This window comes from Bradyrhizobium sp. T-1, from assembly GCF_053592855.1.
In genome coordinates this window covers 1838254-1854071 of the sequence record NZ_CM132115.1, presented here as the reverse complement: position 1 = coordinate 1854071, position 15818 = coordinate 1838254, and the positions used below count along the sequence as shown (strand labels likewise).

The following is a 15818-nucleotide window of genomic DNA, read 5'->3' as shown; positions in this document are numbered from 1 at the left end:
TCGCCGACCATCAAATTCACGACGGCTGTGGAGATTGCGCAATTGAACCGCGGGCTTTGCGTCGGCTTAGCTTCTCGCGCACAGGCCTCTCGAAATATTTCGTTATGATGTGGGAAGCCAGCAAAGCAAGCAGAAGGGCAAAGACTGGCTCGATCTGCCAAGGCAGTTGCAGGGACAGGCGCTTCAGCAGACCATGTGCCACCAACATCACCGTCATATGGAACAAATAAAAGACGTACGAAATGTCCCCGAACCATAGCGCAAACGCCGGCGCCCTGAGCTTGGTGGACAGCCAAATCGCCAACGATACAAGTGTGGAGAACGCACTGGCTTGGGACAGCCCTAAAGCATAGGTCGATTCAATCGATTGATCGACGAAGAACGATGCTGCGCATACTACGGCCGAAATCCCAGTGACGCGCCCGATCGCACCTGCACGAAACGCCAATGCGAGTCCCATTCCCACAAAAAAGTACAGATTCACGTTCGCCGTGAGAAGAAGCCATGCGGGCGATGTGGGCGTGGTGGTCGAATTCTGAGCCATACAGCGCTGTGCAGCGATTGTCAGCATTTCACAGGGCGTTTGATGGACGACGTTCCACAGCAGCAGAGCCAGCCAGATCGAAAAGGCGGCAAGTCCCAATCGCTTATCAACAATAGCCAGCGCAAAGAGGGTGTAGAACAGCATCTCATGCCGCAAAGTCCACGCCATAGGCACAAGCAAATCAGGAAGGCCCGGCCAGAGCGCAACGTTTCCCGCGAGCTCCATTGGCGTGAACACCAACCTGTAGTCAGGATTCCCAAGTCCATTTCGGACGGCGATAAAAACAGATAGCGCAAGCCAATAAGTTGGGAATATTCGGATAAACCGGCGCCACAAAAAATTTGAAGTTTGAGATGGCGCTCCGATGTCTCTCCAATGGACATGGGCGATGATGAAGCCACTTAACACAAAGAAAAAGCAAACACCCCAGCGGCCCCAAAGAAAAGTGAAGTCGTACTGCGCCGGCACGCCCATGTAAAAACCATGGGCGACGAAGACCATGAAGGCAGCCCATCCCCGGCCAAACTCGACCCAGCCCAGCCTATCTTTCAATTCTGAGCCCCATCTTCTCTGGCTCCTCGCAAATAGCAAATAGTACGACGCCAAGGGGTGAACCGGACAATCGAAGGGTCACGGATGAAAGAAGTGCAGCGTCCATGAGAGAGCCTGTCCTGCAATAAGCCCGACCGGGATAACGGTAAGCAACAAAAGCTCTCGCTTAAGATTGAGTATCTTCAGGCGGGCAAGCCAAAACAAGATTGCGAACACGGGAAGCAATTGACTCGTAACGATACCCCATAGCGCGCCGGCGAGTCCGAACAAGTGGAAGCCGAGCGCCAAGCCGGCGGCCAAAGCTATCAGACGACCAACAAGGATTTGCGTATATATGTGGGGCTTACCCAAAGCGAAGAAACATTGAATGGCTACTTGATACGGAACTGTGAGAGCTCCAAAAATCAGAATTTGGAGCATCCATCCCGCATCGGAGTATCTAACATCGTAGAGCAGATTGACGAGGTCTTGGCCCCACACAATCACAACGCCACAGCCAAAAAAGCAGGCGGCAGCAATGGTGCCAAAGACCTTATAGTAAACTTGCCTGAGTTTTTCCGGCCGCTCCCTGACGATTTCACTAAATGCAGGAAACGCGACAGCATTGATCAATTTCGACATGATAAGATCGAGCGCACTCGCGAGAGTAAACGCGATGGAATAGATTCCAAGTGTTCGAGCGCTAACGAATCCTCCGAGTAGAAGCCTATCGGCGTTTGAAACGAAGAAGCCGAGAATGGATGAGAGAAAGATCCATTTTCCGAAGTCAAAAATCTCGCGGAACGCGGAGGTATTCCAACGCAATCTGTTACTGTGGCCATCCAGCCACAAATGCGTCAAGCTCGTCTTCGCAAGGCTCCCGCCGATCGCACCAAATACCAGCGCCCAGATAGAACGATCGAAGTAGATCCACGCGAACATGCAGAGAAGACCGATCACTTGGGCGGCTATATCGAGCTGAGTTATCTTAGCTAACTGAACATTGCGCCGAGATTGGGCGCCTTTGGTCGACGCAAAGCCATCGATGAGTGCAGTTGCTGACAGGATAGCGATCACTCCAGGTAAACTCGGGTCGGCATATACGCTCGTCGAACCTACCAGCCCTACCCTAGCCCCAACAGCTAGAGCTAAGCTGACGAGCATTCCCACGAGCCATAGCAGTGCGCCCCGCAGGACTTGGACTGTCCACACGGTGTTGGTGAAGACAGTTTCCTCACCACGGTGACTGCGAATGATCACCTGACCGAGCCCGATGTCGGAGAACATCGATAACCCAACAAGCAAAACGGTCGCGATCGCGACCACACCAAACATTTCTGGAACGAGCAGCCGCGTTAAGAGGAGATTGCTACCCAGCCGGATAACAAGTCCCATTCCATAGCCCGCGAACGTCCAGGCACTTGCTCCGATGAAGCGCTTGGTTAATGGTTGCGGCTTGGAGCTCAGTTTTGCAGTTAACGACAAGCGAATGGCTTTACAGGATTACATAGGGATCAATGGTTGCCTTATCTTCTTCCTATAGAATGGAATTGGTAATATACAGCCATTTTTGGCCCAAAGGGCGGGCAGCGTAAAGCGCATTACAGCTTTAGTTACCAAGTCCCGCCGTCCCGGCAGACATCGGCATGACCATGATACCAGGCCACTGAAAACTTCAGAAAAACCTAAGTTCCTCGTAACCGTACCTCGTCATTTCGGGCAGCCCGCTGTTAGATTTACCCGAAATTAAGCTGCGAGACGATGAGGTGTACACGAAAAGGTGGAACTCGGAGCTTATAATGGTCACTTCTTCATTCACGCGGCGCCAGGCCATCCAGTTGATCTCGGCCGCCAGCCTGGTGACGTCCGCAAAGGCAGCTCCCGCCCCCTTGGCGGCGAAGGTAGGCACCACCACCACGACCGCGTTGAAGCCGGCCACATTGGGGCTTTGCGGACCAACCTACTACAACGGCTACAGTCCTTTCCTGAACTGGTGGAAGACCGCCAACACACCCACGATCGGGCGAACGTTAGGAGATCTTGCCGGAACAGCAATCTGGAGCGCGGGCATTTACCTGTCGCCCGTCACAGGAGAAATCCTAAGTCCTGCCCCAGCTGACCTGCTGAACATAAGGCGCATCTTCTTCGCTCCTCCATCAAGCAGCATTCAGGTGGCTGCCGGCTGCGACTATTCCGGCGAGACATGGATCGCAGAGTGGGACGGCAGTGCCGTCGGCAAAATCGATTTCTTGACCGCCGGCGGCAGTCAGACCGCTGTTGGATCGAATAAGATCACCTTTCAGATGGGCTCGCGTCCGGGCAACACCCAACTGACGTTAACACTGAAGGACCGAAACAATCCGCCGCACAATATTCGCATCTACCAGCAGCGATACGCGACTAACGTCGCCGCAGGCGAAACCTTCAATCCGGACTGGCTCGGAACTATCAAGAATTTTGATACGCTGCGGTTGATGGATTGGCAGTCCACCAACAATTCCGACGTAATGAATTTTTCTCAACTGGCCGACGAAAGCTACCTAGCCTGGTGTCAACCGCTTAAATCCAGCCTCGGCGCTAAGGGCAGCATCCACCCGTGGCTACTATGCAAGCTGGCAAATCAAACAGGCCACAGGATACACGTCTGCCTGCCCGCCAAGTGCACAGACGCTTTTGTTCAAGAGTTCGCGACCTACATGAAAGCGAACACGAAAGTTGAAGTGACCTACGAATACAGCAACGAGTGCTGGAATTTCGGCTTTCAACAAGCCTCCTATTGTCTCGATCAGGGGAGCGCGATCTGGCCCAATAATGGCGCTCGCTACAATATGTGGTACGGATATCGCGCCGCGGAAATTATGAAGATCATTCGCGGCATCTACAACGACGCATCTCGTTGGCAGGGCTGCATCAACACTCAGACGGTTACGACCGGCCCCCTGAGTCAGCAATTGGCTGGCGTTGCTTATTCTTTGCGCAGTACGCCGACGTTGCATGTCAACGACCTGTTCAAGGGCGTCTACGCCACTGGATATTTTGGGGATCTCCAGTCGTCGAAACCCATTACGAGCATCTCAAGGACAAATCCCGCATTCGTGCAGTGTAAGGCGCACGGCTATAAGGAAGGCCAGCGCATCAAGATATTCATTCAAAATGGAATGAAAGAGCTCGACAACGTCTTCGCAACTGTCACGAACGTTTCGACCGATAGCTTCGAACTTATGGGCGTAGACGCGACGAATTTCTCACTTTACGTTACAGGCAACAACTATGCAGTGAATGCCCTCGTTTTCGATGTTATGGATCGAAGCAGCGCAAAGTTTGCTGCTGATCCGATTACTTATCCGACGAAGTACACATATTTCAGCCAACAGCTCGCAGCCAGTTTACTCAGTGGAACTTGCTCTGAGGGCCTTACGACGATCGTCAGTGTATCTAGTCTCAAATCAACCTACTGGCCCGCATTAAAAACCATGGCGAGCGCCAACGGCCTCGAGCTCCGGCAATACGAAGGCGGTTCGCATTTCGTAGGCGACATATATCTGAACGGTTATGGCGGGCAGCCCCAGTTTACTGAATTCTTGATCAACAGCGGACACTCGGCAGAGATTGCCGCTGTGTACGCAGCAGGCTACGCGGCCTTCCTCAGCGTAGGAGGGACCCGCCCCGCCAAGTTCGTGGAGGGCGGGTTGACCAGCCAGTTCGGGACTTGGGCCGGTATTCGGTACTGGCCCACAGCCGGAAATTCAAACAAGACCGACACTGCCAACCCGGTATGGAAGGCAACCACCAATTTCATTGGAACAACCTGATTGCCAACAGAAATAGTTCGCTCAAAGTCACCACCATCGGTTCAACACAAAAACAATTTCGGCATTCTGCGGCTTTTGCTTGCAAGCTTGGTGATCGTTTCTCACTCGGCGGAGATGATCGACGGGAACAGGTCGCGCGAAGCTCTCTTGCACTTCGGCGGTATCATGACGTTCGGGGAGCTGGCTGTTGACGGCTTTTTTATCGTCAGTGGCTACCTCGTGCTACAGAGCTTCCAGACCTCCGAGAACCTGTTTGATTACCTACTTAAGCGCGTACGTCGCATTTATCCGGGCTTTGTGGCTTGCGCCATCCTCGTTACTGCCCTCAGCCCACTCGTGGGATCGACCCTACTTTCCTGGAACTGGAAGAGCTATCTCAAGGCAGGCGCAAACATCGCTTTCCTGAATTGGCCCGATATTCGAGGATATCCCGACCTGGCGTTTCACGCACTCAATGGGTCGGCATGGTCTATCCCATATGAATTTCGTTGCTACGTCATGGTGGCGTTGCTTGGATCGATAGGGCTCTATCGCTCTAGACTAGCGGCACTCATTCTGACCTCTTGCCTTCTGACGAGTTACGCCGTTGGCTGGCCGACCTACATCGGACCGCTGGCTAAGCTTGTCGGCTTTCCGCAATTATTCATCCGTATGGCTGGAATGTTTTGCGTCGGAAGTTGCTTCTACCTCTTCCGGGACGTCATTGTTTATCGATGGTGGCTCGCTCTGCTTGCGCTCGGATCATGGATTGCGAGCTTTTCAATTCCGCAGTTACAAGAGCTGACTTTTGCTGTCGCTGGAAGCTATCTGATCTTCTACTTTGCTTTCGGAATCCACTCAGACCGACTTGCAAGGGTGAATAGCCGGACAGATATTTCATACGGAACGTATCTCTATGCATGGCCGATAACTGGGGCGCTCATTGCAGCTTTTCAGATCCGTTCACCGCTGTTGGTATTCAGCGCGGCCCTACCGCTATCTCTCCTCGCCGGGTGGCTGAGTTGGCATCTGATCGAGCGCCCGTTTGTACGAAAGAAAGCGAACTCGATCGTCGTTGTAGCGCCATCGTAGTGGGCAGCGAGGTACGCTAGCTCGTTAACGACGGCGCTCGTCCAACCCGCTGGGGTGCTCGGGCAGCGTGTTTGGAGGAGCGGCGGCACAGCTCAATCTTCCCCAAGAGTGCACCCGTGATCAACCAGGCCCAGGGGTTGATGGAAGCATTCGGCAACTGGTCAATAATTCTTGCCCCCTGGATCAACGCCAACGCGCCCAAGAAGATCGCTGCTTGTCGGTCGTGCAAGCGACGGACAGTTCCGAACGCATAGAAAATCGGAAGCGCGAGCAAACCGAACTCGCAGATAAAGCCGAATGCACCGAATTGTCCGAACGTAATGATCCATCGACCATCGGTGATAACCTCTGTACCGTAATCGTCGTAGATTCGATTACGACCGTAACGCCCCCAGCCGAACCAGAATCTCTCCGAAGCCTTCGCAAGCAGGAGATCGTCGTTCATGAATCGGAAATCGAGCGAAGAAGCTCGGTCGTGACTGATCGATTCTGCCAGACTGACTATGGTCTCGCGCGGAACAAGATTATAAGTTCGCATCACCGGATAAGCGAGGCCGATCATCGCTAGAACTACCGCAACACGGATCTGCGCGCGCGGACTGCTCCAACGCACCAGCGGTGCCAAGAGGATGCCATACAAGAGCGATCCCAGACTCTTGCACGCAAGAAGGACGAGCGCGAGATACGCACTCACTCCTGATGCAGGCAAACCGATAATTGGACGTCTCAACCGCCAGAAGACCGCAGCCGCGACGAAACTGCTCATGAGAAAAAGGGAGGCTAGCAGGCCGTGCCCCATAAACGCCATTGGACGAAATCCGCCACCTCTAATGGACTGGGCGAATTGGCTTGGATAGAAACCATAGACCCAATAATGCAATTGCGGGCTCATCCTGACTTCGAACAGCAGTAAAACCGAGTAGAGTATTCCTGCTACGACCAGGACCTTCAAAACGTCCGAAATATCATCGTCGCTCTGAAGAATTTGTCGACCGAGCAGCAGGGGAGAGAAGATGATGAATTGCTGCAGGAAGGCGGAGCCGGCGTCGTAGAGACCAACTCCCGGCAGCGTTCGGTCACCAGACTGAACTGGATCCCCGTTCAATATCGAGGTGAGGAATGGGCTTACCAAGTAGCCGATTACAAGCAGGTTGAGAGCGCGGAAACGCGAAAACGGAGCGGGCAGGCGACCGACTTTCAATAAGCAGCCCACTGCGGCCGACACGCTTGCAACCGTGCCCTTATCGATTTGGGGGATCATCTCGAACTTGACGGATAGGCCGGCAGGAAGCAGCAGATCTGCTCCCAAGACTGCGATGGCGAACGCAATCGGCAGCCGCAGGACGAAGAACAGCGGGATGCTGACCAATGGCCATGCGAAGAGGGCAATGTAGGCAAAGGTGTTCGCACCCTCTGTCATAGTTTCAACGCCTCACGGTCCGGATTATTCGTCCACGCACCAAGCTTATGCCGAAAAGGAAATTCGATCGCCTGATGGGCCTTTTGCGAAGCCCTCGACCATTTGGCTGTGTGGCGATCATTCATTCGATCCGCTCCACCATCGTTCCAAATACAGCCGGTATCGTACAGGATCGACGCCGTCCTTCGAGTGGATCATCACGGCCACCGTCCTTCGATCGATGCTGGAGAAGAAGCGTTCGAAGTCTTCATCCTTCAAGAACGACACGTCCCACGACGGCTTGACGAGTGGTACCGCAGACGGAGCTTGGCAGGTCGCTTCGTATCCAAGGACCTCACTCACGAAAACACCGTAGATCATGTATTCGGAAAAACGGGGCGTGCGCGCGAGAGCCACCTTCCAGTCGACGCCGCTGGTTGCCGCAATCCGCTGCTGCATGGCCTTAACGATCTCACGATCCCAGCAGATCATATTCCCCACGTAGTTTCGCGAACCGGGGCGATTGTCTTTCGGCAGCCCGAGCAACTGGCGCGCAACGGCCGTCCACTGCGCGTGTCCGGCAAACTCCACGTCGAGCAGCCCCATCTTCCCGTCGATCAGGAGGTCCTCGCGGGCAAATCCGCGAATGAACGCAGTGTCGGAATCGCAGAAGATCAATGTTTGCTCGGAGACAGCGTTAATGGCCGCAATCTTGAGAATCTGCTGGATGATCCATCCCCGCACCGGCGGAGCCTTCAGGCTGAGCCAGTAACCTTTTGAGGTCGGCGTCCTCCGAATCCAGCCGCCCAGCAGCGCTTCGGACTCGATTAACCGTCTCCTTCGGCCCTCGAGATGCCTGAACGCCGCGCGATCCCGCCGATCGACGATCAGGTAGTGTGGAACGTCAGGATTGGTCCGATCGAGAGATTCCGCCAGAAGCTCGCACCTCTTTAGGTCCGGCAAGTATGTCGGTGTAACTATGGCGAAGGTGCCTGAGTTTTCGATCACCGCTTTCACTTCCAATCCAATCCTTGTTTCGGCTATATTCATAACGCGACCGTGCGGTCTTAATTTTCCGCTCAAAATGCGCTTTCACTCATACTCGTCCTGACCGCGAAGAGCCACTCATTATCCCAGTTGGTGCAGAACGACGAAACTGGCTTGCCCTCAAGAGCGGATTTCTCAAAAAGCACCTCGTTCATGCGCTTATTGATCGTCATCGTTAACTTCCGCGTCGCCGGGCTCACCATCGACTGCCTGCGGACGCTCCGGGACGAGATCGCCGCCGTGCCCGGCACGCGCGTTTCGGTGTGCGAGAACGGGAGCGGCGGCGACGATGCGCCGCGCATCGGTGAGGCGATCGAGGCGAACGGCTGGGGCGCCTGGTGCTCGCTGCTGGTGAGCGAGACCAATCTCGGCTTCTGCGGCGGCAACAACGTGCTGATCCGGCCGGCGCTGGCCGCGGCCGAGCCGCCGGATTACGTGCTGCTGCTCAACCCCGACACCGTGGTCCGGCCGGGGGCGATCAAGGCGCTGGCCGACTTCATGGCCGAGCATCCGGACATCGGCATCGCCGGCAGCCGCCTGGAGGATCCCGACGGCACGCCGCAGCGTTCCGCCTTCCGCTTCCAGTCGGCGTTCAGCGAGTTCGAGGGCGCGGTGCGGCTCGGCCCCGTCAGCCGGCTCCTGAGCCGCTGGATCGTCGCGCCGCCCGTGGTGGACGCGCCGGCCGCGACCGATTGGGTCGCCGGCGCGAGCATGATGGTGCGGCGGCAGGTGTTCGCCGACATCGGCCTCCTGGACGAGGGCTACTTCACCTATTTCGACGACATCGATTTCTGCTTCAACGCCGGCCGGAAGGGCTGGCCCACCTGGTACGTGCCGGCGAGCCGCGTCGTCCACCTGGTCGGGCAATCGACCGGCGTGAACCACACGCCGCGGCGCCTGCCGGCCTACATGCTCGAGGCGCGGCGGCGCTATTTCCTGAAGAACCATGGCGCGCTCTATGCGGCGTTGGCCGATTTCGGCAAGCTCGCCGGGCTCGCCCTGTTCGCCTTGCGCAACCTTGCGAGCGGCGGCAAGCACAAGACGGCGCCGCACGTGCTCGCCGACTGCTTCCGCCACAGCGTGTTCGCGCGCGGCTTTCGCATTCCGGTCGTCCAGGCGCCTGCGAGCCGGCCGCCGCGCGGTTGATTTTTCGGCCGCGGCACAACAAGCTGGACCACCATGCCGTCGATCTCACAGCCGTTCATCAAGAGGCCCGTCGGCACCACGCTGCTCTCGGTCGGGCTGATGCTGCTCGGCATCGTGGCCTACCGCTTCCTGCCGGTCGCCTCGGTGCCGAACGTCGACTTCCCGGTCATCTACGTCTACGCGTTTCGCCCGGGCGCCGATCCCTCGATCATGGCCGCAACCGTGGCGGCGCCGCTGGAGCGGCGGCTCGGCGAGATCGCCGGCGTCAACCAGATCACCTCGACCAGCACGCTCGGGCTGAGCAGCGTGCTCTTGCAATTCGACATCGGCCGCAGCCTCGATCGCGCCGCCAGGGACGTCCAGGCCGCCATCAACGCCGCGCTGCCCGACCTGCCGGGCGACCTGCCCTCGCTGCCGCGCTTCGGCAAGGCCAATACCTCCGGCGCGCCGGTCTACGTGCTCGCCCTCACCTCCAAGACGCTCTCGACCGCCGCGCTCTACGACGTCGCCGACACCGTGCTGCTGCAGCGCATCGCGCAGGTGCCGGGCGTCGGCAACGTCACGGTCTCGGGTGCGGATCAGCCGGCGGTGCGGATCCAGCTCAATCCGGTCGCGCTGTCGAATGCGGGGATTTCGACCGACGCGGTGCGGACCGCCATCATCAACGCCAATCCGCTCGGCCCGGTCGGCATCTTCAACGGCGAGCGCCAGAGCGAGACGCTGTCGCTGAACCGCCAGATGCGCACGGCAAGAGAGTTTCGCGACATCCTCATCAAGAGCTCCAAGGGCAATTTCGTGCGGCTCTCCGATGTCGCCGACATCGAGGATTCCGTGAAGAACGTGCGCTCGGTCGCCTGGTTCAACAAGCAGCCCGCGGTGCTGATCGAGATCCGCAAGCAGGGCGATGCCAACGTCATCGACACCGTCGACGGCGTCAAGGCGCTGATCCCCGAACTGAAGCAGTGGATCCCCGCCGGCGTCGACATCTCCACGCTGGTCGACCGCACCGGCACGATCCGCGCCAGCGTCACCGACATGCAATGGACGCTGCTCGCAACCGCGTTCCTCGTCATGCTCGTCGTGTTCGTGTTCCTGCGCCGGGCAACGCCGACCATCGCCGCCGGCATCTCGGTGCCGCTGGCGCTGGCCGGGACCTGCGCCGGGATGTGGGTCGCCGGCTTCTCGATCGACAATCTGTCGCTGATGGCGCTCGCCATCTCGGTCGGGTTCGTGGTCGACGACGCCATCGTCATGATCGAGAACATGTACCGCAATCTCGAGCGCGGCATGCCGCCGTTCCAGGCGGCCGAGCTGGGCGCGCGGCAGATCGGCTTCACCGTGGTCTCGATCAGCCTGTCGCTGATCGCCGCCTTCACGCCGCTGATCTTCATGGACGGCATCGTCGGCCGCCTGCTGCGCGAGTTCTCGCTGACGCTGACCTTCGCGATCGTGGTCTCGACCCTGGTGTCGCTGACGGTGACGCCGATGATCTGCGCCCATTACGTCCGCCAGGCCACGTCGGGATCCGCCACGCTGTTCGACCGCCTGATCGAAGGCTCGCTGTCGCGCATCGTTGCGTTCTATGCGAGCACCTTGCGCGCCGCGCTGGAATTCCCGCTGCTGACGCTGCTGGTGTTCTTCGCGACCATCGCCCTCACCGTCACGCTCTACATCAAGGTGCCGAAGGGCTATTTCCCGACGGATGATTCCGGCTTCGTCATCGGCGCCACCCGCGCCTCCGCCGACACCTCGTTCCAGTCGATGCTGGGCCTGCAGCAGCGCCTCGCCGACATCGTTCTCGCCGATCCCGCGGTGGCCGGCCTCGGCTCGGTCGTCGGAAGCGGCGGCGGCGTCGGCGGACAGGGCGCCAACCGCGGCGTCATGTTCATCAACCTGAAGCCGCCTGAGCAGCGCGGCCACGTCTCGACCGAGATCGTCATCGACCGTTTGCGCCGCGCGCTCTATCCGGTCGCGGGCATCCGTCTGTTCATGTTCGCCGCCCAGGACGTCCGCGCCGGCGGCCGGCAGAGCGATTCCAACTACCAATACACGCTCACCAGCGCCGATCTCGGCCTGCTGCAGCAATGGGCGCCGATCGTCGCCAAGCGCATGGAAACGGTCGAGGGCATCACCGACGTCTCCAGCGACCGCGACCCGAACGGACTGCAGCTGACGCTCTCGATCGACCGCCAGAAGGCCTCGATCCTCGGTGTCCGCGTTCAGGACATCGACAACGCGCTGAACAACGCGTTCTCGCAGCGGCAGATCTCGATCATCTACACCCAGCGCAACCAATACATGATCGTGCTGGAGATCGATCCGAAATTCCAGGTCGATCCCTCCAATCTCGACCGCGTCTTCGTCCGCGGAGCGAACGATACGCAGGTGCCGCTGTCGGCCGTGGTGCACGCGAGCCGCGGGCTTGCCGCGCTCGCGGTCTATCACTCGCAGTCGTTTCCCTCGACCACGGTGTCGTTCAACCTGCTGCCCGACGTGCAGCTGCAGACCGGTACACAGAACATCCAGCGCGCGGTCGACGAGTTGCACATGCCCGAAGGCATCCGCGGCAGCTTCGACGGCAATGCCGGCGATTTCGCCCGGACCAACAGCCGCCAGCCGCTGCTGATCCTTGGCGCGCTGGTGGCGATGTATATCGTGCTGGGCGTTCTCTACGAGAGCCTCGCTCACCCCCTCACCATCATCTCGACGTTGCCCTCGGCCGGGCTGGGCGCGCTGCTCGCGCTGCAGATCACCAACACACCGCTGACCGTGATCGCCTTTGTCGGCATCATCCTGCTGATCGGCATCGTCAAGAAGAACGGCATCATGATGGTCGACTTCGCGCTCGATGCCGAGCGCCAGCGCGGCCTGTCCTCGGCCGAAGCCATTTTCGAGGCCTGCCAGGCGCGCTTCCGCCCGATCCTGATGACGACGATGGCCGCCTTGTTTGCCGGCATTCCCCTGGTCATCGCGACCGGCCCGGGCACGGAGCTGCGCCGCCCGCTCGGTATCACCATCATCGGCGGCCTGTTCGTCTCGCAAATCCTGACGCTCTACACCACGCCCGTGATCTATCTGCTGATCGACCGCCTGCGCCGGTCGCGCGCACCGGAGGCGAACGTTGTCCCGGCGGAATGACCCGGCGCGGCGGACCTAGGCTGCGTCGTCGGGCCGGCCGATGATCTGCAACTTCCATTTCATCTGCGGCTGGCTCTGCCTGACGCAGAACCGTCCATCGATGACGGGGAGCTTGAGGACCGAGCTCGGCTGGTTGCGGCAGCAGCTCTGGGTGCTGTCGGGAAATCCCGGCTGGTAGACGTAAAGCCGGGTGTAGAACGGTTCGACCGAAATCAGCAGATCGATCGTCTTGATGGCACGAGGGATCTTGCCGCTGAGATCGATCAGCCGATCTCCGGGATTGCAGGCGAGCGCTACGAGTGCGAGGGCCCAGTACACCATCTGAAATTAGCCGAACGATTGGAGGACGTCAGCGAGAAAGCGCGGCTCGTCCTGATCGCCGATTTGACCAGAGCCGCGCGGTAAGGTTGACCGGTTAGGTTAAATTCCAAGTCCAGTTGCCCGCGCTGCGAACCTCACTATTGGTTCCTTATGGGCAAGAAGCAATCCAAGCCTTCAACAAGTTTATCGCCGACGGCGGCGCTCAGTCGCATGCGCGAAGAGGTGCTCAGGCTGAGGCGGGAGCTCGAACTCGAACAGGCACGAGCCGATGCCATCGCAGCTCAGCGACACGATCATTTGAAGCAGACCAAATAGGCCGGCGCTCAACGTCAGCATGAATGCCGATCAGTCCTGCTCGCGAGTCTTTTTGTCGTCGCCCCTTCGCATCGCACAGACAACTCTCTGGGCCAAGACCGCATGATCGGCCCCGCTCCGGTCGCCCGTAATCCCATCGCTTGCCGGCGCCCGCAATCGCGAAAGTTCGGAAAGAGACTTGAGGGTCAGCTTCGGCTTGAGGCGCACACCACCAGAACGAAAAAAGGACATGGGTGTAATCTCATGTAAAAAGCCAAGTCTAACGGCTGCGCGGCAGCCGTCAATTCAGCCGGGCATCGGAAGAAAGACTATCGTGAACTCCGGTCGCGGCGAGCCGAGGAGCGTCGGCTCAACTCCGTCGTTTCACCCGTTGTCTGCCCAAGCGCGGTTCGCGTTCGCTGCGGAGGTCGGCTTCTTCGCCCCCCTGCCGGTCGGCCCGAGCGAGTAGACATTGTATTCGCCCTGCTCCGAGACGGAGTACTGATACGGCCGTCCCCACGGATCGAGCAAAGTCTTCGCGTTCTTCAAATAGGGGCCGTTCCAGCGAGGCGCTTCCGGCGTCGCTTCGACCAGAGCCCTCAGTCCAGCGCTCGAGCTCGGATAGGAGCCATTCTCGACATAGTACATCTCGAGCGCCGTGTTGATGTTCTCGATCTGAAGCTGAGCGGATTGCGTCTTCGCCTTTCCGAAATAGCCCATCACTTGCGGCGTCGCCATGGCGGTCAGCGCGGCGAGGATGCCCATCACGACGAGCAACTCAAGCAACGTATACCCGGCCATCCCTGGCCGACGCTTGCTACGACGAAGCTTCCCGACGCGCTGCGGCGCCGAAGATCTTTCTCTGTCGACGGTCATGAAGCCCCCAAACGAGTATCCTTGTATTTCGGGGTATCCTCATCACGGCTCGTGTTTACGGGGTTAATGGAACCGGCGACTTCGAGCCAGTCTGAATACGGGGGTAGCAAAACGGCAAGAATGCATAGCCGCATGAGAGCCAGGCATTAAGCTTTTCGGCAAGTTAACGCACGCATGGGCGCAACGAATCGGCCGTCAAGCTTAACCGGCGAGTTTGTTTGTACCGAAATCCGCCCGCTCCTATAGCTGCGCGCCATAGATCGAAAAACCAGCAGTTCGTTAGATGTTTGCGGGAGAATCCGACTTGCAGCGCATCAATGTATCCAAGAACATTGCACGCGACCCGATCGAGCAATCGTTGATCTTGCGCTACGCCGAGGTTCTCGCGCTTCGCGAAGCCGTGCGGAAGGAAAGCTCCACCGCGCGAACGAGGACGCCCAGGCGCAGCGGCAGCAAGAGGGCGCGCGCGAACGGCAAGTGAGATTGCTCACGCACGCCTTTGACCGAGTCCGGAGACGCTTCTCCTTGCGATCTTCGGCCAAAGCGCAGACCGCCCCAATCCTTCGGCGCAGAGACCTGGCTTCAGGAAGAGACTTGGCGTCAGTAAAAGACCTGGCGTCAGTAAAAGACTTGGCGTCAGTAGCAGCGATTGAGGCTGCGCCATCGCGCACCGTCGAGCCAAACCAGGCGACAGCGCGTCACATCCGGGCGGCCATAGGCATCGCGCGCCCATCTTCCATAAATCGCATACTCTCCGTAGCCGAACGGATATTCGTAACTGTCATCCAGCCTGCTGTAGACGTAACCCGGGACGGGATAGGAGAGGTCCGGCGTCACCACGGTCGCCACAGGGGGTGCAATCCGATCATAACCGTACGCGCTGCGCCAGTGCGGCCTGCGATAGAGTCTCGCCCCGTCGCTTGCTTCAACAAGGGAAGGAGCGAGCATCGCGACAATCGCGACAGCGGCTCCAGTAAACGTCGTGGCTTTCATCGATCTCCTCGCTCCGTTCGCCCTCCCCTTTGGCGCGACAATAACCAGTCTATCCCACTCTCGGCCGCAGCGAGTACTGCTCGCCCGAGACGTGGTTAAGCTTTCGAGCGCGCCGAGATCAATTGAGGCTGGTTAACGCTGGGAGCATTGCGTTCGGAAGGGATCTCACCACGAAAATGATGGACGCTTCGCGCTTTGCTCTGCATAAGCGGGGAATGAATAGATCGACTGTCACAACCGCGTTTGCCATTGCCGCCTGGGCCGCGGTGTCTCTGATTGGTTATGCCACGCTGACCAAGGTGGAATTCATCTATTTCATCTACAGCAGGATCAAGCCGTTCCTTTTCGGGGTGGACGTCTCGACGTGGGGGCATCTGGAGCACGCCGTCGCCTTCCTGACACTCGGTAGCCTGTTTGCATTGGCCTACCCTCGGCGCACGCTTATGGTGTGCGCGATCGTGATCGGAAGCGCCGTCATCTTCGAGTTTCTTCAGACGCTGACCCCCGATCGCCACGGCACCGTGTTCGACGCATCCGAGAAGATCGTCGCAGGCTGCGTGGGCATTGCCGCGGTCAGGCTCGCCCGGTTCATTCTGGCGACCAGGAAGGAAGCGTGAGGCTGGAGCACGCGTCCGACGATTGCGCG

12 protein-coding genes are annotated in these 15818 nt (G+C 58.6%); 5 read left to right on the top strand and 7 right to left on the bottom strand.

Annotated elements, in window-relative coordinates:
• Positions 1-16 precede the first annotated feature (16 nt).
• Entirely contained in the window at positions 17-1096 is a 1080-nt protein-coding gene (locus tag ACWAT4_RS08955) for an acyltransferase family protein (protein WP_449730389.1), read from the bottom strand.
• Between the two features lie 78 nt (positions 1097-1174).
• On the bottom strand, positions 1175-2560 hold the full coding sequence (locus ACWAT4_RS08950; protein WP_449730388.1) for an oligosaccharide flippase family protein: 1386 nt from the start codon (positions 2558-2560) through the stop codon (positions 1175-1177).
• Between the two features lie 314 nt (positions 2561-2874).
• Between ACWAT4_RS08950 and ACWAT4_RS08945 the strand changes: the two genes are divergently transcribed.
• Both ACWAT4_RS08945 and ACWAT4_RS08940 read left to right on the top strand, forming a co-directional pair.
• Positions 2875-4887 (top strand): hypothetical protein, encoded by a 2013-nt coding sequence (locus ACWAT4_RS08945; protein ID WP_449730387.1) that lies wholly within the window; start codon positions 2875-2877, stop codon positions 4885-4887.
• On the top strand, positions 4888-5958 hold the full coding sequence (locus ACWAT4_RS08940; protein WP_449730386.1) for an acyltransferase family protein: 1071 nt from the start codon (positions 4888-4890) through the stop codon (positions 5956-5958). It abuts the gene before it with no gap.
• A gap of 16 nt (positions 5959-5974) precedes the next feature.
• Here the strand turns inward: ACWAT4_RS08940 and ACWAT4_RS08935 are convergent, their stop codons facing one another.
• Together ACWAT4_RS08935 and ACWAT4_RS08930 are read right to left on the bottom strand one after the other, a co-directional pair.
• Positions 5975-7378 carry a hypothetical protein gene (locus ACWAT4_RS08935; protein ID WP_449730385.1) on the bottom strand — a complete coding sequence of 468 codons (1404 nt, stop codon included), beginning with the start codon at positions 7376-7378 and terminating at the stop codon, positions 5975-5977.
• Positions 7379-7495: 117 nt separating this feature from the next.
• Positions 7496-8374 carry a DUF6492 family protein gene (locus tag ACWAT4_RS08930; protein WP_449730384.1) on the bottom strand — a complete coding sequence of 293 codons (879 nt, stop codon included), beginning with the start codon at positions 8372-8374 and terminating at the stop codon, positions 7496-7498.
• Between the two features lie 183 nt (positions 8375-8557).
• Between ACWAT4_RS08930 and ACWAT4_RS08925 the strand changes: the two genes are divergently transcribed.
• Together ACWAT4_RS08925 and ACWAT4_RS08920 are read left to right on the top strand one after the other, a co-directional pair.
• Complete coding sequence (locus tag ACWAT4_RS08925; protein ID WP_449730383.1) at positions 8558-9550, top strand: glycosyltransferase family 2 protein; 993 nt, start codon at positions 8558-8560, stop codon at positions 9548-9550.
• 33 nt (positions 9551-9583) lie between these two features.
• The gene (locus ACWAT4_RS08920) at positions 9584-12688 is read left to right on the top strand and encodes an efflux RND transporter permease subunit (protein ID WP_212427197.1); all 3105 of its coding nucleotides are present in this window, start codon (positions 9584-9586) and stop codon (positions 12686-12688) included.
• A gap of 15 nt (positions 12689-12703) precedes the next feature.
• On the opposite strand, the gene ACWAT4_RS08915 is transcribed toward ACWAT4_RS08920, so the two are convergent.
• The 3 genes from ACWAT4_RS08915 to ACWAT4_RS08905 all read right to left on the bottom strand — a co-directional run bounded on the left by ACWAT4_RS08915 (position 12704) and on the right by ACWAT4_RS08905 (position 15172).
• Positions 12704-13009, bottom strand: coding sequence for a hypothetical protein (locus ACWAT4_RS08915; protein ID WP_212298109.1), 306 nt, complete (start codon positions 13007-13009; stop codon positions 12704-12706).
• A 678-nt stretch (positions 13010-13687) separates the two neighbouring features.
• Positions 13688-14089: a type II secretion system major pseudopilin GspG gene (gspG, locus tag ACWAT4_RS08910; protein WP_212298110.1), complete on the bottom strand. Its 402-nt coding sequence runs from the start codon at positions 14087-14089 to the stop codon at positions 13688-13690.
• 726 nt (positions 14090-14815) lie between these two features.
• On the bottom strand, positions 14816-15172 hold the full coding sequence (locus ACWAT4_RS08905) for a hypothetical protein (protein WP_212298111.1): 357 nt from the start codon (positions 15170-15172) through the stop codon (positions 14816-14818).
• A gap of 215 nt (positions 15173-15387) precedes the next feature.
• Here ACWAT4_RS08905 and ACWAT4_RS08900 point away from each other — a divergent pair, with 215 nt between their 5' ends.
• Positions 15388-15789, top strand: coding sequence for a VanZ family protein (locus ACWAT4_RS08900; protein WP_449730382.1), 402 nt, complete (start codon positions 15388-15390; stop codon positions 15787-15789).
• Positions 15790-15818: the final 29 nt, after the last annotated feature.